Below are 19,535 nucleotides of genomic sequence, written 5' to 3' on the forward strand. Positions count from 1 at the left end.
CGACCCCCCCCCCCCACCCCCCCACCCCCCCACCCCCCCCCCACCCCCCCCCCCCCCCCCCCCCCCCCGGGGCCGGGGATGGTCAGACCTTGAGGTACTTGCGCAGGGTGAAGAACGCCGCCACGCCGGCCATGCCCATACCGACCACGATCAGCAGCGGTATCACCGCGAGCACCGAGCCGAGGCCGATGAAGTGGATGAACTGCACCCGGTCGGCCAGCCAGTTCTGGACGAAGAAGTGCCCGCCGACCAGCAGCCCGGAGGCCATGGCCGCGCCGAGCAGCGCGGAGAACGCGGCCTCGGCGATGAACGGCATCTGGACGTAGAAGTTCGAGGCACCGACCAGGCGCATGATGCCGGTTTCGCGCCGCCTGCTGTACGCCGACACCCGGACGGTGTTGACGATCAGCAGCAGGGCGACGAACAGCATCAGCACCATGATCACGAAGGCCGCCGTCTGGAGGCCGTTGAGCAGGCCGAACAGGTTCTCCAGGATCTTCCGCTGGTCCTCCACCGACTTGACGCCGGGTTTGCCGGCGAAGGCGCTCTGGATGACGTCGTACTTGGTCGGGTCGTTCAGCTTGACCCGCCAGGACTGCGGCATCGCGTCCGGGCCCAGGACGGAGATGAGCGGGTTGTCCGGGTTCATCTCCTTCCAGTGCTTGTACGCCTCGGCGGAGCTCTCGAAGGTCGACGACTGGACCACCGAGTCCATCTTGTCCAGCTGGGCCTTGATGTCCTGCACCTGCTGGTCGGTGGCCGCACCCTTGTCGCACTGCGGCGAGTTACGCGCGTCCGACTTGGTGCAGAAGTAGATGCTCACCTCGACCTTGTCGTACCAGTACCCCTTCATGGAGTTCACCTGGTCACGGACCAGGAGCGAGGAACCGGCCAGGGCGAGGGAGAGCGCGACACTGACCACGACCGCGATGGTCATCGTCAGGTTGCGGCGGAGACCCACACCGATCTCCGACAGGACGAACTGGGCACGCATGCGGGTAACAACTCCAGGGTCGGTACTGCTGGTCTGGCGACGCGGGCGGACGGCCCTACGGGTTCAGCGCCGGCTGCGCCGGTCGGTCAGTGCTGGTATCCGTAGACGCCGCGGGCCTGGTCGCGGACGAGCAGCCCCTTGTCGAGCTCGATGACGCGCTTGCGCATCTGGTCGACGATGGCCTGGTCGTGGGTGGCCATCAGCACCGTGGTGCCGGTGCGGTTGATGCGGTCGAGCAGCTTCATGATGCCGACCGAGTTCTGCGGGTCGAGGTTGCCGGTGGGCTCGTCCGCGATCAGCAGCATCGGACGGTTCACGAACGCGCGGGCGATCGCCACGCGCTGCTGCTCACCGCCGGAGAGCTCGCCCGGCATGCGGTCCTCCTTGCCGCCGAGACCGACCAGCTCCAGCACCTCGGGCACCACCTTGTTGATGGCGCTCTTGGGCTTGCCGATCACTTCGAGGGCGAAGGCGACGTTCTGCGCGACCGTCTTGTTGGGCAGCAGGCGGAAGTCCTGGAAGACGGTGCCCAGCTGGCGGCGCATGTGCGGCACCTTCCAGTTGGACAGCTTGCCGAGGTCCTTGCCCAGCACGTGCACCTCGCCCGTGGAGGGGCGCTCCTCGCGCAGGCACAGGCGCAGGAAGGTGGACTTGCCCGAGCCGGACGAGCCGACCAGGAAGACGAACTCACCCTTCTCGATCTCCAGCGAGACGTTGTCCAGGGCGGGACGGTTCTGCTTGGGATAGGTCTTGGAGACGTTGTCGAATCTGATCACGGCTGCATCACGGAGGCCATCCTAGGCGGCGCCAGTCCTCGGTCGGTCCACCCCGGGCGCCCGGCCCTGGGGCGGGTGGCGGGAGCGGAAAGGGCCGCTCCCGGTCTGGGACCATACGCGAATCGGCGGTCGGCGCGCAGGGCCCGCCCAGGACAGCCGTCGGAATCTGGGGGAGAATGTCTGGTTATGCCCCGAAAATTGGGAGGCATCTCACAGCCCGGGAGCCGGAACGGTCAGAACCTGGCAGAGTGGAGGTGGCGTCCCCGTGTTCGGGCGCTCCCCCGCACAGGGCAAGAAGAGGAACCAAAGCCCCGTCCGGTGCGTTGGCTGTAGCAGCGAGGAGGAGATCGCATGACCTGCGACCATCTGGTGTGCGCCAACTGCAACGGCCGCGTGAGTGACGGGCGCTGCGCGGTCTGCCGCGCCAACCGGGCCCGGCTGCAGGAGCAGCAGGGTCCGTTCGCGGCGCTCTCCCCCGCGATGCTGCTGGCCCTGCTGGCCGGTCTGCTCGCGGTGGCGCTGATCGCCCGGCAGGCACTGGCCTGAACCCACCGAGGCACACGAAAGGGCCCCCGACCACTGCGGTCGGGGGCCCTGTTTCGTCCGTCGGCGCCTACTGCGCGGCGGTCTCGCGCTGCTTGCGCCAGCGGATGCCGGCCTCGATGAAGCCGTCGATGTCGCCGTCCAGCACGCCCTGCGGGTTGCCGACCTCGTACTCGGTCCGGACGTCCTTGACCATCTGGTACGGGTGCAGCACGTAGGAGCGCATCTGGTTGCCCCAGGAGCTGCCGCTGTCCTTGAGCGCGTCCATCGCCGCCCGCTCCTCCTGGCGGCGCCGCTCCAGCAGCTTCGCCTGGAGGACGTTCATCGCGGACGCCTTGTTCTGGATCTGCGAGCGCTCGTTCTGGCAGGAGACCACGACACCGGTCGGGAGGTGCGTGATGCGCACCGCCGAGTCGGTGGTGTTGACGCCCTGGCCGCCGGGACCGGAGGCGCGGTAGACGTCGATCCGCAGGTCGCCCTCGTCGATGTCGACGTGGTCGGACTGCTCGACGACCGGGAGCACCTCGACACCGGCGAAGGAGGTCTGCCGGCGGCCCTGGTTGTCGAAGGGCGAGATGCGGACCAGGCGGTGGGTGCCCTGCTCGACCGACAGGGTGCCGTAGGCGTACGGCGCCTTGACCGTGAAGGTCGCGGACTTGATGCCGGCCTCTTCGGCGTACGAGGTGTCGTACACCTCGGTGGGGTACCCGTGCCGCTCGGCCCAGCGCAGGTACATGCGCATCAGCTGCTCGGCGAAGTCGGCGGCGTCGACGCCACCGGCCTCGGCACGGATGTTGATCAGCGCCTCGCGGGCGTCGTACTCGCCGGACAGGAGGGTGCGGACCTCCAGCTCCTCGACCGCCTTCTGGAGGGAGACGAGCTCGGACTCGGCCTCGACCCGGGTGTCCGCGTCGTCCTCGGCCTCGGCCAGCTCGAACAGCACGCCCAGGTCGTCGATACGGCTGCGCAGGCCCTCGACCTTGCGCAGTTCACCCTGGAGGAAGGAGAGCCGGCTGGTCACCTTCTGCGCGTTCGCGATGTCGTCCCACAGGTTGGGGGCGCCTGCCGCCTCCTCCAGGACAGCGATGTCGGCCCGGATCTTGTCCAGGTCGAGGACGGCCTCGATCGACCCCATGGTCGATTCGAGGTTCTTGAGCTCTTCGGAAGGATCGACGGCTGCCACGCCCCCAGGGTAATGGTTCCGGGGGTGGTCATGACGACACCGGGGTCCTCCGGCTCTCGCGGTACCCGCCCGACGGCCCTCTACGGCGCCCGCGGGGCCGTGCCGGACACCGTCGGGCGGGCCGGGTGGCCGGCGTCCGGGGCGGTGGCCGCGAAGGCCGTCCAGGCCGCGGCGGCGCCCGCCAGCAGCAGGACGGTGGCCAGCAGGACGGCCAGCAGCCGGCGGCGGCGCAGCAGCGCCTGCCGGTCCCGGCGGTGCCCGGTGCCCGGGGCGGTGCGCTGGGCGCGGGACTCCGCGGCGTACGCGGCCAGCTCGTCCGCGGAGGGGCGGCGCAGGCTGGTGTGGGTGTCCCGGGTGGAGTCGGGGGCGACGCCGGGCACCAGCGGGACGGCCGGGCCCCGGCGGCGCTTGTGGATGCCCGGGCCGGCGTCCACCTCGGCGTACACGGCCTCACCGGGGGTCAGCGCCTCCTCCGCCGGGGCACGGCCCTGGGAGGGGACGGCCAGCACCGGCAGGCCGGCCAGCGAGGGCAGCTGCTCGCGCAGCCGGGCGGCCAGCTCGGCGGCCCGCAGCCGGGAGGCCGGGGCCTTGGCCAGGCACTCGGAGATGATCCGCCACAGCCCGTCCGGCAGGCCCGGGATCGGCGGCACCTGCTCGGTGACGTGCCGGCGCAGCACCGCGCCGGTGTGGCCGCCGCCGAACGGGGTGAACCCGGCCAGCAGCTCGTACAGCACGGTGGCGAGGGCGTAGATGTCGACGGCGGCGCGCGGCTCCAGGCCCTCGATGATCTCCGGGGCGAGGTAGTCGGGGGTGCCGATGATCCGGGTGGCCCGGGTGCGGCGCGGGGCGTCGACCAGGCGGGCCACGCCGAAGTCGGTGAGCTTGGCGCGCGGGGCGCCGCCGGGGCCCGGGGCGGCGGCGAGGTCGAGCAGGACGTTCTCCGGCTTGACGTCGCGGTGGACGATGCCGGCGGCGTGCGCGGCGGCCAGGCCGTCGGCGACGTCCGCGATGACCGAGGCGGCGGTCTGCGGCGGGAGCGCGCCGTCGCGCTCCAGCCGGGAGCGCAGGTCGGTGCCCTGGACCAGCTCCATCACCAGGGCGAGGTCGCTGCCGTCCACGACCATGTCGCGCACGCCGACCACCCGGGGGTGGTCGAGGCTGGTCAGCGCGGCGCGCTCCTGGACGAAGCGGCCGACCAGCACCTGGTCGGCGGCCAGGTCCTCGCGCAGCAGCTTGACCGCCACCGGGCCGTCGGGCCCCTCACCGAGCCAGACCGTCCCGGCCGAACCCCGGCCGATCACCTGGTGGACGGTGTACCGGCTGCCGATCTTGCGTGCCAATGCTGCTCCGTGGGCGGCGCGGGAGCGCGCCCGGGGGTCCGGTGCGCTCGATGGGGCGGGACAACAGCGACCAACCTACGCGCCCCGGCGCCCCGCGCGGGCCGCCCGAGGGCCCTGGGCGGGCAGTCTCGGGCGAGAAATCTTATGAATTGTCGACAAAGCGTCAATCCCGCCGCGCGGGCCCGGTCCTGGACCGGGCGGCCCCGCGCGGCGGGGCCTGGCCCGGCGTCAGTTCTTCGAGCTGCCGAACAGGGCGTCCGCCCAGTCGCGCACGGTGTTGAACCAGCCCTGGACGTTGTCCCAGTAGTGCGGCAGCGACGTGAAGTTCCACAGCGCCACCCCGGCCACCACCAGCACCACCAGCACCATCAGGCACCCCTTGAGGCAGCCGAGCCCGGGGATGTACATCCGGTTGCGGCTGCGCGGGCGCCGCTCGCGCGGCGGGGCGGGCTCGCGGCGGTCCTGCTCGCGCGGCTCCTCCCGACGCTGCGGGGGCTCGCGGTGCTGCGGCGGCTCGCGGTGCTGCGGCGGCTCGCGGTGCTGCGGGGATTCGCGGTGCTGCGGCGGCTCGGCCCGGCGCGGGACCGGGGTGGGCGGGGGCGGCGGCGGGTAGCCGCCCTGCGACTGCCCGTACGCGGCCGGAGCCGGCCGGTAGCCGCCGGGCGGCTGCGGGCGTCCACCGGGCCCGGGCTGCGGCTGGCCGCCGTGACCGGTCTGCCCGGCCTGGTAGCCCTGGCCGCCCTGACCGCCCTGGTACGGCGGCGGGGCCACCGGCGGCCGCTGGGCGTACCCGGGCGGCGGCGGGCCCTGGCGCCGCTGGTCGGGGTGGTAGCCGGCCGGCGGCTGCGGTTGCTGGTAGCCCGGGCGGCCGCCCGGCCCGGCCTGGAAGGGCCGCGGGGCGACCTGCGGGTCCTCGAAGTCCTCCGGGCCGAAGTAGCCGACCTGGGTCTGCTGGTTGCGGTCCCGGGCCGCCCGTAGCTGCGTCTGCCACGGGTGCGGCGTCTCCTCCCCCGGAGCGCCCGGAGTGCCCGGAGCGCCCGGCGGGAGCGGCGGCACGACGGTGGGCGGCATCACCTGGGTGCGGTCCGGGGCCCCGAACGGCGGGGCGGGCGGCGGCTGGGTGCCCATCACCCGGGTCGCCGCAGCCGGGTCGTACTGCGCGGCCGGGTCGTATTGCGGGGCCGGCGGGGCGGCCGGAGCCGCCGGCGACAGGCCGGGGACGCCCGCGCCTGCGCTCGGGACGGAGGTCGGGCGCGGGTCCGGCAGCAGCAGCGAGCCGACCGCGAGCGCCTCGTCCACCGCCGCCGGGGAGGCGTGCACCCCGACGCCGGCCGCCACCACCCGCAGCGCGCCGGCCAGCGAGGTCGCGGACGGCCGCTGCGCCGGGTCCTTGCGCAGGCAGCGCTCGATCACCGTCCACAGCGGCTCGGGCATGGTGCTGGGCCGCTGCGGCTCCTGCGCCAGGTGGGCGTGGAGGAGCGCGATCGCGCTGTCACCCTGGAACGGCTGGCGGCCGGTGACCAGCTCGTACAGCATGATCCCGGCGCCGTAGACGTCCACCGCGGAAGTCTGCGGGCGGCCCTCGGCGGACTCCGGCGCGATGTAGGCGGGGGTGCCGACGAACTCGTGGGTGCGGGTGATGCCCGGGGAGTCGGCGAGGCGGGCGATGCCGAAGTCGGTCAGCATCGGGTGCATCTGCTCGGTGCCGTCCAGCACCGTGGAGGCGAGCAGCACGTTGGCCGGCTTGAGGTCGCGGTGGACGATCCCGTCCTCGTGGCTGGCCGCCAGCGCGTCCGCGACCTGGGCCATCAGCAGGGCGCCGGCGATCGGGCTGAACGGGCCGTTGGAACGCAGGTAGCGGGCCAGGTCGGGGCCGTCGATCAGGTCCATCACCAGGGCCAGCAGCTCGCCCTCGACCACCAGGTCGCGGACCCGGACGATGTTCGGATGGGTCAGTCGCAGCAGCAGCGAGCGCTCGCGCAGGAAGCGCATCACGACGTCCGGGTCGGCCGCCAGTTCCTCGCGCAGCACCTTGATCGCCACCAGCTGCCCGGGCTCGCTGCCGGGCACCTGGACGTCGGGGCGCACCCGGCCGCGCCAGACCGTCCCGGTGGCACCCCGTCCGAGGGTCTCCTCAAGCAGATACTTGCTGCCGACTGGCCGCACCTGTCGCACTCCTCGTCGTGCCGCCCGCGCGGGGCGCTCCTCCGCCGGTGCGGTGAGCCTGCCGGGCCCGTGTCTGCGGCCACTCTAACGGTGTCCGTTCAGGTTTTTGGGGCGACCGGCAGGCCATCCCGGAGGGGTTGGGGGACATCCCCTAGGGGAGTTCCCGGACCGGTTCGGCGGGCCCGCCGACAGGGCCCCCGCCGCACCGGTTGACCTGACCCTCCGTCGCCTCCACCATGGCGATGATCGCAAGATCGTCAAATCCGGTACGGTGCGCGGACTGTCCGTGACGGATGGCAGGATGGACACTCGCCACTCGTGTGGCCCAAAGGGTCGCCGCGGCCGCCCCGCGCGCCCGCGACGACACCGGGCAGCGGTACCAGGCTCCACACCAGCAGAAGGGACCCGCGGGCGAGATGCAGATCCGGCTGACCGTCCTCCGACCGCGCAGCGGCCCGACCGCCGCCGGCTCCGCCATCCCCTACGTGGACGTGCTGGTCACCGCACCCGTCGGCACCGCGCTCGGCTCCCTCGCGGGCGCCCTCGCGGGCGCCGTCGGCGTGCGCGGGCCCCGGGCCGCCACCCACGTGCACCTGTACGCCGGGGCGCACCGGGTCGACGAGCACACGCTGCTCGGCCACCCCCCGCTCCTCGACGGGGCCGTCCTCAGCCTCAACGAGGCCGACCCGACCGCCGACGACCCCGACGACACCCCCGCCGCCGCCGAACTGCGCGTGGTCGGCGGCCCGGACGCCGGCGGAGTGCACCGGCTGCACGGCCGGGAGATCCGGATCGGCCGCTCCGGCGAAGCCGACGTCCCGCTCGACGACCCCGACGTCTCCCGGCTGCACCTGGCCCTGCACCTCGCCGACGACGGCAGGATCACCGTCCGCGACCTCGGCTCCACCAACGGCACCACCCTGGACGGTCGGCTCGTCCCGCCCGGAGCCCCCGAGGAAGCCGTCCCGCTGGAAGCCGGCGCCCTGCTGCGCATCGGCGAATCCACCCTGCACGTGGCCGCCCCCGACCCGGCCGACGGCACCGGCCGCGCCGCCCTGCCCGACGGCCACGGCCACCTCCAGCTCGCCGCCCCCGGCCCGGTCCGCCCCACCCCGCCGGTGGCCGAACCGCCAGCGGCCCCCGAACCCGCCCCCGGCCGCGGCCGCGGCCTGCTCTCGCTGCGGCTCGGCCGCACCGCCGAACCGCCCGGCCAGGAGAGCGCCGAACGCCACCACACCGCCGTACGGCTGCGCCAGGCCGCCGCCCAGCGCGAACGATGGCCGGATCTCGCCACCCTGCTGCTCAACGCCGTCGGCCCCGGCCCCCGGCTCTGGGAGCGCGGCCCCGGCCACCCCGACGCGCTCACCCTGCGCCTGGGCACCGCCGACCGCCCCGGCGGCCCCGGCACCGCGCCCGGCACCATGCTGCCCGCCGTCCCCGTCACCCTCGACCTGCAGACCGCCGGCAGCCTCGGCCTCAGCGGCCCGCGCGAACGCCTGGACGCGCTCACCCGCGCCGTCGTCGCCCAGCTCGCCGCCCTGCACCCGCCGACCGGCCTGAGCCTGGTCGTCGTCGACGCCGACCAGGCCCGCACCCCCGAAGAACGCGCGGACACCTGGGCCTGGGCCCTCTGGCTGCCCCACCTGCGCCCCGCCGACGGCCAGGACTGCCGCCTGCTGCTCGGCCTCGACGACGAACAGGCCACCGCCCGGCTGACCGAACTCACCGCCCGGCTCAGCGGCCCGGCCGGCCTCGGCGGCCACCCCGCCACCGTCGTCGTGGTGGACGGCCGCCCGACCACCGAGACCGCCCGGCAGGCCGTCGACCTGCTGCTGCGCCAGGGCCCGGCCGTCGGCATCTTCCCGGTCTGCCTCGCCGAGCAGCCCGAACTGCTCCCCCGCGGCCTCGGCGCCACCGCCCTGATCACCGGCGAGGTCGGCACCCAGCTCTCCCTCGACCGCCCCGTCGCCCGCGGCCGGGAGACCTTGCACGAGGTCTCCCTGGACGCCGTCTCCGACGCCTGGGCCGAACGGCTCGCCCGCGTGCTCGCCCCGCTGCGCGAGGCCGCCCCGGCCGCCCGCGGCCCGCTGCCCGACGCGCTGCGGCTGCTCGACCTGCTCCAGCTCGACACCGTCACCCCGGCCAAGCTGTCCGCCCGCTGGGCGGCGCACGCCGGCGGCATCGGAGCCGCCACCGCGCTGCTCGGCACCACCCGGGACGAGCTCTGCACGCTCGACCTGGCCGACCCCGAACTCGCCCTCCCCTCCCCCGACCCGGGCGGCCCGCACCTGCTCATCGGCGGCGCCCGCGGCTCCGGCAAGACCGAGCTGCTGCGCACCCTGGTCGCCTCGCTCGCCGTCTCCGAACGCCCCGAGCGCCTCACCGTCACCCTCATCGAGGGCCGGTCCACCGAGGACGGCCTGGACGGCTGCACCGAACTGCCGCACGTCACCGGTCTGGTGAACGCCGCCGACGACCCGCGGGCCGCGCTGCTCGCCGCGGAGGCCCTGGAGGACGAACTCGCCCTGCGCGAGCGGCTGTTCGACGGACTGGACTTCGCCTCCTGGCACGCCGCCCGCATCCTGGACGGGCAGAGCCTGGACGCACAGAGCCTGGACGGGCAGGGCCTGGCCGGACAGAGCCTCGTCGGACACCCGGCCGTCCCGGTGCCCGCCGTCGTCGGCGCGGCCTCCGCCGCCACCCCGAAGATCATCCACCCGCGCAGCGGCGACGGCGCCCGGCCGGTCACCTCCCCCGCCGCCGTCCCCTGCCCCGCCCGCCTGGTCGTCGTCGTGGACGACTACGACGCCCTGCTCTCCCCCACCTCCCCGGCCGGCCGCCCGCTCGCCCGCGCCCTCGCCGCCGTCGCCCGCCACGGCGGCCCGCTCGGCGTCCACCTCGCGGTCACCACCGGCCACCCGGAGGAGAGCGCCGGCACCGAGGTCGACGAGGCCGCCCTGCTCCGCATCGCGCTGCGCACCGAGGACCCGGCCGACTCCGACCTGCTGATCCACCTCGGCGACGCGGCCGCCCTGCCCGAGGACACCCCCGGCCGCGGCTACCTGCGCCTGCCGGACGGCGGCGTCACCGCCTTCCAGACCGCCCGGATCAGCGGCCGCATCCCGCGCACCGCCACCCTGCGCCCCACCGTCGTCGCGATCGACCCGCTCCAACTCGGCGCCCCACCCGCCCGCCGCCCGGTCCGCGAACTCGGCAACGGCCCCACCGACCTCGCCCTCCTCGCCAGCGCCCTCCAACGCGCGGCCGCCCACTGACCGGGCAGAACGACCTCCACCGCCCCTGCCGCGATCACCATCGCGGCAGGGGCGGTGCGCGTACGGACCTCCCCGAGACACCCGGGAGCCGGCGGGCCCACATCCGAGGACGCGGGCCCGCCCGACCGGCCTCGTACGCCGAATGCGGGCGCTGCCACGACCCGGTGCCCCGCCCGGGGTTCTGCCGCGCCCGTGCGGGCCTCGGCGGCAGGGCCGTCGCCGTCGACGCGGAGCACCGTCGCCCCCCCCGGCGGCGTCACCCGGGCCCGTGCGGCCCTGCGCGGACGGCCCGGGCTTCCCGTGGTGGCGTTCGACGGCTGATCACCACGGGCGGCCCTTCATCCAACCGTCAGGCGGTCAGGCGCACTTGATCTCGCGGTTCACCACGGCCATCCCGGCGACCTTGTCGCCGTCCACGGTGAACTCGTACTGCCAGCCCTGCTGCCCCTCGACCGGCATCACGTACTTGCCGCCCTTGGCGAGCTGGAGGCCCTTGGCGCCGTACGCCTGCTGGAGCGCCTCCACGGTGGAGCCGGCCCCGAGGCCCTCGGCCGTCTTCGCCTCGGCCGGGGCAACCAGTTCGCGCAGGCCCGTCGCCGCGAAGGAGACCCGGCCGGTGGCCAGGTACGCCTTGTCCTTGGCCTCCTGGGCGAACCGCAGGTCGACCAGGGCCATCGTCGCGTCCGCGATCGCCTTGGCGGCGTCGGCCAAGCCCTTGGCCCCGGCGGCGGAGCCCGCGGCGGCGGCGGCCGCGTCCTTGGCGGAGGCGTTCGGCGGCAGGGTGCCCCCCGGGGCGGGCGCCTTGCCCGAGGCCGCGTCGGCCTTGGCGTTCAGGTCCTTGTAGCGGGCCTCGGTGGCCGCCTCGGCGGTCATCCGGGCCTGGTCCGGCGCCGGGCCGCCCTTGTAGACGAAGTCCGTGCAGCCGTCGAGCAGCGAGACCGGCACGCCCTCCAGAGCGCCGGTGGCCAGCCCGGCGTCCTTGGCCATCCCCGGCTTCAACCCCCGGTACCCGGCCGCCGCGAAGGCCTCCGGGCCCTTCGACGTGGACGCGGGCGCGGGCGTCGCCGCGGGCGCCCCGGTCGTGGCCGGAGCCTTCGCGGTGTCCTTCTCGTCGTTCTTGTCATCGGACGTACAGGCCGCCGCACCGGCGACCAGCAGTGCCACCGAGATGCCCACGCCCACTGCGCGGACCAAGGCTCGGTTCTTCCTCATGCCACAACCTTCACTTGATCATTCGATGGTCGCCGCATCGAGAGTGCGACCACGGTCTACAGGCGGTTTCTCAGGAGCAGTACGTGTTGTGCTTGACCAGGGCGAGGCCGGCGACCTTGCCCTCGGCCATGGTGAACTCGTAGAACCAGTCCGGGCCGCCGTTGCCGCCCTCGGCCGGGAGTTCGTACTTGCCGTCCTCGGTCGGCTTGAGGGCCTTGCCCTCGTAGGCTCGCTCGAGCTCGTCCTCCGCCGAACCGGCGCCGACTCCCTCGGCGGTGCGGGCGTCCGCCGGGGCGACCAACTGGCGCAGGCCCTCGGTGCCGAAGTTGACCCGGCCGGTGGCCAGGAAGGCCTGGTCCCGGTTCTTACGGGCGGTCACGATGACGTCCGCCTCCTTGAACAGCGCGTCGGACTCCTGCCGTTCGGCGGCCTCCTGCTTCAGCCGCTCCTGGAGGCGCTCGCTGTGCTTCACCATCTCCTCCGGCGAGGCCCCGGGCGCCAGGGTCTCGAACGGCTTCCGGTTCGCCCGCATCTCGTCGATCCTGGCAATCGCCTTGTCGGACTTCGCGCGGGCCTCCGTCTCGGCCGCCATCCGAACCGGGTCCGGCGCCGGGCCGCCCTTGTACGCGTAGTCGGTGCAGCCGTTGAGCAGCGAGACCGGCGACGGCTCCAGGGCTCCGGAGGCGAGCGCCTCGTCCTTGGTCATCGACAGCCGCAGTCCGCGGTAGCCGCCGGTGCCGAACGGCTGCGGCGGCGTGCTGGCCGCCGAGGTCGCGCCGGTCTTCCGCCCCGCGTCCTTGCCGCCCTCGCAGGCCGCCGCTCCGGCCACGACCAGAGCCACCGTCAGTACGGCCCCCGCCGTGCGCGCGCTGCGCGTCATCCCCACGGTGATCCCCTCCCCTGTGTCGATCACACACGGTAGCGAATATGCGGGCATGATCCACAATCGGTTTCCACACCAGCGGAAGGGCCGTCGCCGTGAACGGCCGACGACTGGCCACCCCGCCGTCCGCCGTCTTCCGTAGGCGGCGGACGGCAGCTGCCGGTCAGTGGGCCGGGGGCTGCACGGCGAGGCCGCGGGTGTAGTGGGCGGCGGCGAGGACCGAGGCCATCAACTCGGCGTCGAGCACGGAGGCGTCGGCCAGCCGGGTGGCCGCCGCGTGGGAGGCGAGCAGCGTCTTGGTGACCCTCAGTGCGGCCTCGGGGCGGCGGGTGACGGGCCTGACCCACTCGGCCACCGCCCCGTCCAGGTCCTGCTCGGGGACGACGCGTTGCAGGATGGCGAGCTCCCGCGCCTCCACCGCGCCGACCGGGCGGCTGGTGAGGATGATCTCGCGGACCCTGGCCGCGCCGACCTCGTGGAGCAGCCGGGGCAGCAGGCCTCCCCAGGCGACGGGCAGGCCCAGGGCCAGCTCGGGCAGCCGGAAGACGGCGTTGTCGGCGCCGACCCGCAGGTCGCAGGCGAGCGCCAGGGCGAAGCCGGCACCGGTGGCCCGGCCCTGGACCCGCGCGACGGTCACGGCGGAGCTGTTGGTGAGGGCATCGCAGACCCTGCGGGCCTTCTCCCCGTAGTTCCGTATGCCGCCGCCGGTCGGGTCCTGGTCCAGACCCGCGAAGAGTTCGTCCCGGTCGCCGCCGAGGCAGAAGTCCCGGCCGGCCCCGGACAGCACGATCACGCGCACGGCCGGGTCGGGTACGGCCAGCACGGCGAGGAGTTCGTCCAGCATGGCCGAGGTGACGGCGTTCCCGGTCGCCGGGCTGTCCAGCTCGATGTGGAGCACGGGGCCCTGGCGCTCGGTACGGACCGTACGGGCCACCGCGGGCGCGGGGACCGGCTCCGGGGCGGGCGACGCGACGGGCTCGGGGTACGGGTACGGGTACGGGAGGTACGACGGCTGCGCCGCGTACGGCGGGTACTGCGGAACCTGGGGAACCTGGGGAACCTGCGGGGACACGTTCATGCGGCCACTCTCAGGGACGTCACCCGGTGGAAGACCATCCGGGGTGCGTACTCGGGCGGGCTCACCGCCCGCAGGGTCGGGAAGCGCCGCAGCAGCTGGCCGAGCAGGGCACGTGCCTCCAGCCTGGCCAGGCCCGCGCCGAGGCAGTAGTGGGCGCCGCCGCCGAAGGTGAGGTGGGTGCCCCGGCGGAGCACGTCGAAAGCGTGCGGGTCCGGGTTGCGGCGCGGATCGCGGTTCGCCGCGCCGTACATCACGTGGACCATGGTGTCCTTGGGCAGGAACACCCCGGCCAGCTCGGTGTCCTCGCCCGCGACGCGGCTGTTGACGCGGATCGGCGGGTCGTAGCGCAGCGCCTCGTCGATCGCGGCGTCGATGTGCTCCGGCCGCTCCCGCAGCCACTCCCACCGGCCGGGCGACCGCAGCAGCGACCACACCAGCGAGGAGAGCAGCGTCGCCGTGGTCTCCAGCGAGGCGATGGTGACGAACATGGTGAGCTGGTAGACCATCCGGTCGGTGGCCTCGCGGTCGGACTCCAGCGCGTCCCAGGTGCGGATCCAGCCGGCGATCACGTCGTCGCCGTCGTTGTCGCGGCGCTCCCGGACGAGGCGGGTGAAGTACTCGCGCAGGTCCATGGTGGCCTGCTCCGAAACCGCCAGCTGGCTCTTGGTGGGCAGGAGTTCCTGGGCGTGCACCTGGTTGTGGGTCATCGTCAGGATGTGCGGGTAGTCCGCCGGGGCGATGTCCAGCCAGCGCCCGACGGTGCCGATCGGCAGCTGCTCGCTGACCAGGGACGAGAGGTCCGCCTCGCCGTCCGCCCGTATTCGCTCGGCCAGGCGGTCGAGCAGCCCGGTGACGTCGGCCTCGATCTCCGGCTGCATGTCCCGCAGGGTGGCGTGGTTGAAGAGGTTTCCGAGGCTGCGCCGCTGCCGGGTGTGCTCGGGGGCGTTGAGCCGGGAGAGCGTCCGGCTCATCTCCTGGGTGGCGACGGCCTCCCAGCGCTCCGTCCCGGTCTGCCGTTCCTGCCAGGCGAAATCGGGGACGAGCCAGGTCCTGCCGCGCAGGACCTGGTCGCACGCGTCGTACCCGGTGACCAGGTAGCCGCCCCAGGGCGCCGGGACGAGGTCTCCCAGCGCCCGCAGCCCGTCGTAGACCGGGCTCGGGTCGGCGAGTCCCTCGGCCGACCGCAGCCTGCGCAGGAGCGGCACGGCGGCGCGGCGGTCGACCACCCTTCCGTCCGGGCGCTCCGGGTCTGCGGGGCGGGCTTCCAACGTGGCGGTCACACGGGGCTCCTTACGCGCGGGCGGGCAGTACGGCGGCGATCTACCCAGCAACAGCGCGCTCAAGCGTCGATCCGTGTTGCCCCCGTCACGTACCCGCACCGCCGTCGGACTCCGTTCACGCCGCGGTGGCGGAACGGCTTCCGACGGCGCGTCGGATCGGAGCCCGGGGCGTGTCAGACCCGGAAGACGTCCAGGAAGGAGCTCCACCACCCCTTCTTCTGCCCGGCCCGGCCCGGCGCGGGGGCGGTGGCCTGCGGGTACGCCTGCGTCGCCTCGGGGCCGACCGGTGATCCGCCCGGCGCGGTGTCCGCACCCGCGGCCGGCCGCGTGGTGCGGGCGGGCGCCGGGCTGAACCGCACCGGCAGCGAGACCAGGCCGCGCTGGAACGGGCCCGGCCGCCACTCCACGCTCTCCGCGGGCACCGCGAGCGTGACGTCCGGGAGGGCGTTGAGCAGGCACTCGATCGCGCTCAGGGCGATCAGCTGGGCCGGGGACTTGGCCGGGCACGCGTGCGGGCCGGCGCCCCAGGCCAGGTGGGCCCCCTTGCTGAGGGTCAGCCGGGCGTCCGTCAGCGCGGGGTCGCTGTTGGCGGCGGCGAAGCTGATCACCACCGGGCTGCCCGCGTCCATCGGGACCCCGCCCACGTCGAGGTCCTGCATCGGGTAGTGCGTGGCGTAGTTGGCGATCGGCGGGTTGTTCCACAGCACGTCGTCGAGGGCGTCCTCGATGCGCAGTCCGGAGCGGCCCTCGCCGGACAGCAGCAGGAGCAGCGCGTTGCCGATCAGGTTGCGCTCGGGCTCGACGCCGGCGCCCATCAGCATGACCAGCTGGTCCTTGAGCTCCTCGTCCCGCAGGCCGGCCGGGTGCTGGATGAGCCACGAGGTGATGTCGTCGCCGGGCTGGCGGCGCTTCAGCGCGACCAGGTCCATCAGGCAGGCGGTCAGCTCCTCGTTGGCCTGGATCACGTCGAGGCCGTCGAAGAGCGCGGACATGCTGCGGGTCAGCCGGTCGCCGATGTCGGCCGGGCAGCCGAACAGCTGGTTGAACAGCAGCAGCGGCAGCAGCTTGGCGTAGTCGTTGAGCAGGTCGGCCCGGCCCAGCGGACTGAACTGGTCGATCAGGTAGCCGGCTATCCGTTCGACGTGCCGGTTGAGCCGGTTGTCGTTGAGCCGGCCCAGGCTCTCGGTGACGGCCTTGCGCAGCCGCAGGTGCTCGGCACCGTCCGTGAAGAGGCAGTTGGGCCGGTAGAACATCATCGGCAGGACGGGGCTGTCCAGCGGCACCCGTCCTTCGTTGAGCGCCGCCCAGCGCCGCGAGTCCCGGGCGAACATCCCCGGGTTCTGCAGCACCCGCAGAGCGGCCTCGTGCGAGGTGACCAGGGTGGCCTCGACCCCCGGGGCCAACTCCACCGGCGCGGCGGGACCGTTGGCGCGCAGCTTGTCGTAGACCGCGCCGGGGTCGGACGAGAACATCTCCCCGTAGAGCGGTGTGCTCACGCCGACGTGCATCGGGCAGCCCTGCGGAGGCGACTGCGGGGCGGGTCGCTGCGGAGATTCCATGGGTCGTTCCTTGGAGGTGGCCCCGGGCGGGTGCGGACCCGGGAGGCGTGAGGGGAGGGAGGCGTGGGGGAGGTCAGGAGTCGCGGGGGAGGTCAGGAGCCGCGGTCGAGGTCAGGAGGCGCGGTCGAGCAGGTGCCGGACGAGCGTCAGCAGGGCGTTGGCCGAGGAACGCTGGTCCCGCGCGTCGCAGAACACCACCGGTGTGTGCGGCAGCAGGTCGAGCGCCTCGCGCAGCTGGTCCTCGGTGTACTCGTCCTGCCGGTCGAAGCTGTTGACCGCCACGGCGTACTCCAGGCCGTACTGCTCGATCAGGTCGATGACGGGGAAGGTGTCCGCGAGGCGGGTCGGGTCGGCCAGCAGCAGCGCCCCCAGCGCGCCCCGCGCCATGTCCTCCCAGAGCTGCATGAACCGTTGCTGCCCCGGCGTGCCGAACAGGTACAGCACCAGGTCGTCGCCGAGTGTCAGCCGGCCGAAGTCCAGGGCGACGGTCGTGGTCTTCTTGTCCGGTACGCCGCGGAGGTCGTCGACGCGGATGGACGCCTGCGTCATGCTCTCCTCGGTGCTCAGCGGGGCGATCTCCGACAAGGCCCCGATGAGCGTGGTCTTGCCGACCGCGAAGTGCCCCACGACCAGGATCTTGACCGCGGTCGTCACCGCGCCCGGGACGTAGATGTCCTCAGGCGAACCGGCGTTGAAGTCCATGCAGTACCTTCTCTAGAAGTCTCGGATCCGGGGCCTGGGCCGGGGGCGGGGCCGACCGGCACAGCAACCGTCCCTCATGGATCAGGTCCGTCAGCAGCAGCCTCACGACCCCCACCGGCAGCTCCAGCCGGGCCGCGACCTCGGCCACCGAGAGGTAGCCGCCGGAGCACAGCTCCCAGATCGCCCGGGTCTCCGGGCTCGGCAGGGCAGGGAGGTCCTGCTCGGGCGCGACGGTGACCAAGGTGATCAGAGACAGGGCTTCCGCACTCGGTAACTCGCGCCCACCGGTGATCACGTAGGAGCGGATGAAGCCGCCGGTGACCCGCTGTTCCTCGCCGCCGGCCGTCATGAGCCGCTGAGCGTGCTCTGGCGCGGCGCCGCCGACATCGCCCGTCCGAGCGCGCCCACCTGCTGCTGCATCCGGAAGGACATCGCCTCCATGTCGACGTCGGGGGCGGTGGAGGCGGCCAGGTACGCGCCGCTGCCGGCCGCGATCAGGAAGATCCAGCCGTGGTCGTACTCCAGCAGGGTCTGGCGCCAGACCCCGCCGCCTGCGCCGTCTCCGCCGACGAACGGGGCGACCGCGCGGCTCAGCGACTGCATCGAGCTCATCGCGGCGGCGTTGGTCTCCGCCTCGTCACGGCCTATCTCGCTGGACCGTTCGAGCAGGAGGCCGTCGGCGGAGACGAGGATGGCGTGCCGGGCGCCGGGTACCTGGAGTACGTCGTTGAGCACCCAGGAAAGATCGCGGCTCACTGGATCTCGGTTCCTTCCGTGTTCGTGGTGTTACGCCCGGACAGCGTGCCGCGCTGGAACGCGCCGAGGCGGGACGGCGTGTTCTGGCCGGGGCTCCGCACCGGCGTCTCGGCCCGGCCGGGGTCCTGCGGGGAGGGGAGGACCGACACCGGGCGGTGGCGGCGGCGGCGGGGCAGCTGTCCGTCCGCGGTCATCTCCGGTTCCGTCACCGCCGCCGGCGGCACCGGGGCCAGGGGCGCCGCCGGTTCGGGCAGCGACACGAGCCGCTGACCGGGGGCCTGCGCCCAGGCCGGCGCGGGCTGCTCCGCCGGCGGGGCCTGGTAGTCGCCGCGCGCGCCCTGGTGGTCACCGTGCGCGGCCTGGTGCTCGCCGTGCACGGCGGTGGCCGGGGCCGCGACCTCGCTGCTGAGCAGCTCGGCCGGCAGCAGCACCACGGCCCGCACGCCCCCGTACGGGGAGACCGAGTCGACGGAGACCCGGAAGCCGTAGCGGGCGGCCAGCATGCCGGAGACGGCGAAGCCGAACTTCGGGGGGTTGCCCAGGCTGGTGAGGCCGATCGGCGCGCCCGGGTTCAGGAGCACCGCCGCGCGGTCCTTCTCCTCCTGGCCCATGCCGAGGCCGGCGTCGTCGACGATCAGGCAGACGCCGGTGGGGACGGCCTGGACGCTGACCTCCACCGGGGTGTCCGGGGCGGAGTAGTTGGTCGCGTTGGCGAGCAGCTCGGACAGCACGACGGCGACCGGCTCGACGACCTTGCTGACGAGCGCGACGCTGACCTGGGAGTGGATCCGCACCCGGTCGAAGTGCCGGATCCGGCCCTGGGCGCTGCGGACCACGTCGTAGACCGAGGCGACGCTCTCACGGCGGCCCAGCCAGCCGCCGCAGAGCACCGCGATGCCCTGGGCACGCCGGCCGAACTGGCTGTTCGTGTGGTCGATCGTCATCAGGTCGGCCAGGATCTGCGGGCTGTCGCCGTACTTCCGCTGCACCTTGTCGATGACGACCTGCTGCTCGTCGGCCAAGCCCTGCAGCGTCCGCATCGCCGCCTTGAGGACGGCCTTGGTGTCCTCCTCGGCGTCGCGGCGGACGTCCGTCAGCTCGGACGCGTGCTGGCTCCGCAGGTGGTCGTGCAGCACGGCGAACTCGTCGCGCTGCCGCTGCGCCAGGGCGCCGGCCTCCTCCAGGGAAACGTTTCGCCGCCGCAGGGCGAGGTTCGTCCTGCGGGCCTGGAGGGCCGCTCCGACGGCTACGAGCATCACCACGATGAAGACCCAGAAAAAGGGTTCCTGCACAAATGACGTCATGAAACTCTCTTCAGGTGGCACCGCGTGGAGCCGGTCCGGGCCCCAAGGCGCGAATGGGACTGGCGGCCTGAACCCCTCCGAAAGACACCTGATGTCACATCACATCGCGGTGCTTTCCGGCACGGGACCTGCGGCGACGCCTATCGCGGAGTCAGCCTACTGCAACTCCTGGTAGGTCAGAACAGCTACCAAAAAGGGCAGTTGGGGCGAAGTTCCGCGACCGGCCGGGAACTCCGGTGGGACTTGGCGGACTTCGTAGCGCGACGTTAATCGCAAGGACATATCCCGACCACGCCCCGGCTCGTGCGCAGCGTGACGACTCCGTCACCATCCGGAATCCGCCGCCCGTCGGCCGGTCGCGAAAAGCGGGGGGGGGGGGGGGGGGGGGGGGGGGGGGGGCGGTGGGGGGTGGGGGGGGGGGGGTGGGTGTGTGGGTTTGCTTTCTTCGTGCTGTTTGGGGTTGGTGGGGGGAGGACTCCGTCGC

The 19,535-nt window shown here is 73.6% G+C and carries 16 protein-coding genes; 2 read left to right on the forward strand and 14 right to left on the reverse strand.

The features are described 5' to 3' along the window. Window positions 1-82: 82 nt before the first annotated feature. On the reverse strand, window positions 83-994 hold the full coding sequence (ftsX, locus tag AC07BF_RS27390; RefSeq protein ID WP_350881111.1) for a permease-like cell division protein FtsX: 912 nt from the start codon (window positions 992-994) through the stop codon (window positions 83-85). An 86-nt stretch (window positions 995-1,080) separates the two neighbouring features. Further along, entirely contained in the window at window positions 1,081-1,770 is a 690-nt protein-coding gene (gene ftsE, locus AC07BF_RS27395) for a cell division ATP-binding protein FtsE (RefSeq protein ID WP_063349173.1), read from the reverse strand. A 351-nt stretch (window positions 1,771-2,121) separates the two neighbouring features. On the opposite strand from ftsE, the gene AC07BF_RS27400 reads away from it, so the two are divergent. Then, window positions 2,122-2,316, forward strand: a complete 195-nt coding sequence (locus AC07BF_RS27400; protein WP_363370334.1) for a hypothetical protein — start codon at window positions 2,122-2,124, stop codon at window positions 2,314-2,316. 67 nt (window positions 2,317-2,383) lie between these two features. On the opposite strand, the gene prfB is transcribed toward AC07BF_RS27400, so the two are convergent. The 3 genes from prfB to AC07BF_RS27415 form a co-directional block, all read right to left on the reverse strand. After that, complete coding sequence (prfB, locus tag AC07BF_RS27405) at window positions 2,384-3,496, reverse strand: peptide chain release factor 2 (RefSeq protein ID WP_363587366.1); 1,113 nt, start codon at window positions 3,494-3,496, stop codon at window positions 2,384-2,386. Between the two features lie 80 nt (window positions 3,497-3,576). Then, on the reverse strand, window positions 3,577-4,836 hold the full coding sequence (locus AC07BF_RS27410) for a serine/threonine-protein kinase (RefSeq protein WP_363587364.1): 1,260 nt from the start codon (window positions 4,834-4,836) through the stop codon (window positions 3,577-3,579). Window positions 4,837-5,064: 228 nt separating this feature from the next. After that, on the reverse strand, window positions 5,065-7,002 hold the full coding sequence (locus tag AC07BF_RS27415) for a serine/threonine-protein kinase (protein WP_478334050.1): 1,938 nt from the start codon (window positions 7,000-7,002) through the stop codon (window positions 5,065-5,067). Between the two features lie 416 nt (window positions 7,003-7,418). On the opposite strand from AC07BF_RS27415, the gene AC07BF_RS27420 reads away from it, so the two are divergent. Continuing rightward, entirely contained in the window at window positions 7,419-10,277 is a 2,859-nt protein-coding gene (locus AC07BF_RS27420; RefSeq protein ID WP_478334052.1) for an FtsK/SpoIIIE domain-containing protein, read from the forward strand. Window positions 10,278-10,634: 357 nt separating this feature from the next. Here the strand turns inward: AC07BF_RS27420 and AC07BF_RS27425 are convergent, their stop codons facing one another. The 9 genes from AC07BF_RS27425 to AC07BF_RS27465 all read right to left on the reverse strand — a co-directional run bounded on the left by AC07BF_RS27425 (window position 10,635) and on the right by AC07BF_RS27465 (window position 19,051). Then, window positions 10,635-11,489, reverse strand: a complete 855-nt coding sequence (locus AC07BF_RS27425) for a hypothetical protein (protein WP_363587358.1) — start codon at window positions 11,487-11,489, stop codon at window positions 10,635-10,637. 70 nt (window positions 11,490-11,559) lie between these two features. After that, entirely contained in the window at window positions 11,560-12,369 is an 810-nt protein-coding gene (locus AC07BF_RS27430; RefSeq protein WP_363587356.1) for a hypothetical protein, read from the reverse strand. Between the two features lie 166 nt (window positions 12,370-12,535). Beyond that, window positions 12,536-13,450, reverse strand: a complete 915-nt coding sequence (locus AC07BF_RS27435; RefSeq protein WP_363587354.1) for an enoyl-CoA hydratase/isomerase family protein — start codon at window positions 13,448-13,450, stop codon at window positions 12,536-12,538. After that, window positions 13,447-14,637: a cytochrome P450 gene (locus tag AC07BF_RS27440; protein ID WP_363587376.1), complete on the reverse strand. Its 1,191-nt coding sequence runs from the start codon at window positions 14,635-14,637 to the stop codon at window positions 13,447-13,449. Before AC07BF_RS27440 ends, AC07BF_RS27435 begins: the two co-directional genes overlap by 4 nt. A 266-nt stretch (window positions 14,638-14,903) precedes the next feature. After that, window positions 14,904-16,289: a cytochrome P450 family protein gene (locus tag AC07BF_RS27445; RefSeq protein WP_363587352.1), complete on the reverse strand. Its 1,386-nt coding sequence runs from the start codon at window positions 16,287-16,289 to the stop codon at window positions 14,904-14,906. Window positions 16,290-16,400: 111 nt separating this feature from the next. Next, window positions 16,401-16,991 carry a GTP-binding protein gene (locus tag AC07BF_RS27450; RefSeq protein WP_350881092.1) on the reverse strand — a complete coding sequence of 197 codons (591 nt, stop codon included), beginning with the start codon at window positions 16,989-16,991 and terminating at the stop codon, window positions 16,401-16,403. Then, entirely contained in the window at window positions 16,966-17,340 is a 375-nt protein-coding gene (locus AC07BF_RS27455; RefSeq protein WP_350881090.1) for a DUF742 domain-containing protein, read from the reverse strand. The genes AC07BF_RS27450 and AC07BF_RS27455 overlap by 26 nt, the downstream gene beginning before the upstream one ends. Then, a complete protein-coding gene (locus AC07BF_RS27460) occupies window positions 17,337-17,747 on the reverse strand; it encodes a roadblock/LC7 domain-containing protein (RefSeq protein WP_400986697.1) in 411 nt (136 codons plus the stop codon). The genes AC07BF_RS27455 and AC07BF_RS27460 overlap by 4 nt, the downstream gene beginning before the upstream one ends. Beyond that, a complete protein-coding gene (locus AC07BF_RS27465; RefSeq protein WP_363587350.1) occupies window positions 17,744-19,051 on the reverse strand; it encodes an ATP-binding protein in 1,308 nt (435 codons plus the stop codon). Before AC07BF_RS27465 ends, AC07BF_RS27460 begins: the two co-directional genes overlap by 4 nt. Window positions 19,052-19,535 lie beyond the last annotated feature (484 nt).

The organism is Kitasatospora sp. NPDC043950 (assembly GCF_056435345.1).

What these genes read in the sequence shown, in the direction of transcription:
- ftsX (WP_350881111.1), bottom strand. Translation starts at nt 994, where the DNA reads ATGCGTGCCCAGTTCGTCCTGTCGGAGATCGGTGTGGGTCTCCGCCGC.
- AC07BF_RS27400 (WP_363370334.1), top strand. Translation starts at nt 2,122, where the DNA reads ATGACCTGCGACCATCTGGTGTGCGCCAACTGCAACGGCCGCGTGAGT.
- AC07BF_RS27420 (WP_478334052.1), top strand. Translation starts at nt 7,419, where the DNA reads ATGCAGATCCGGCTGACCGTCCTCCGACCGCGCAGCGGCCCGACCGCC.
- AC07BF_RS27425 (WP_363587358.1), bottom strand. Translation starts at nt 11,489, where the DNA reads ATGAGGAAGAACCGAGCCTTGGTCCGCGCAGTGGGCGTGGGCATCTCG.
- AC07BF_RS27430 (WP_363587356.1), bottom strand. Translation starts at nt 12,369, where the DNA reads ATGACGCGCAGCGCGCGCACGGCGGGGGCCGTACTGACGGTGGCTCTG.
- AC07BF_RS27435 (WP_363587354.1), bottom strand. Translation starts at nt 13,450, where the DNA reads ATGAACGTGTCCCCGCAGGTTCCCCAGGTTCCCCAGGTTCCGCAGTAC.
- AC07BF_RS27445 (WP_363587352.1), bottom strand. Translation starts at nt 16,289, where the DNA reads ATGGAATCTCCGCAGCGACCCGCCCCGCAGTCGCCTCCGCAGGGCTGC.
- AC07BF_RS27450 (WP_350881092.1), bottom strand. Translation starts at nt 16,991, where the DNA reads ATGGACTTCAACGCCGGTTCGCCTGAGGACATCTACGTCCCGGGCGCG.
- AC07BF_RS27455 (WP_350881090.1), bottom strand. Translation starts at nt 17,340, where the DNA reads ATGACGGCCGGCGGCGAGGAACAGCGGGTCACCGGCGGCTTCATCCGC.
- AC07BF_RS27465 (WP_363587350.1), bottom strand. Translation starts at nt 19,051, where the DNA reads ATGACGTCATTTGTGCAGGAACCCTTTTTCTGGGTCTTCATCGTGGTG.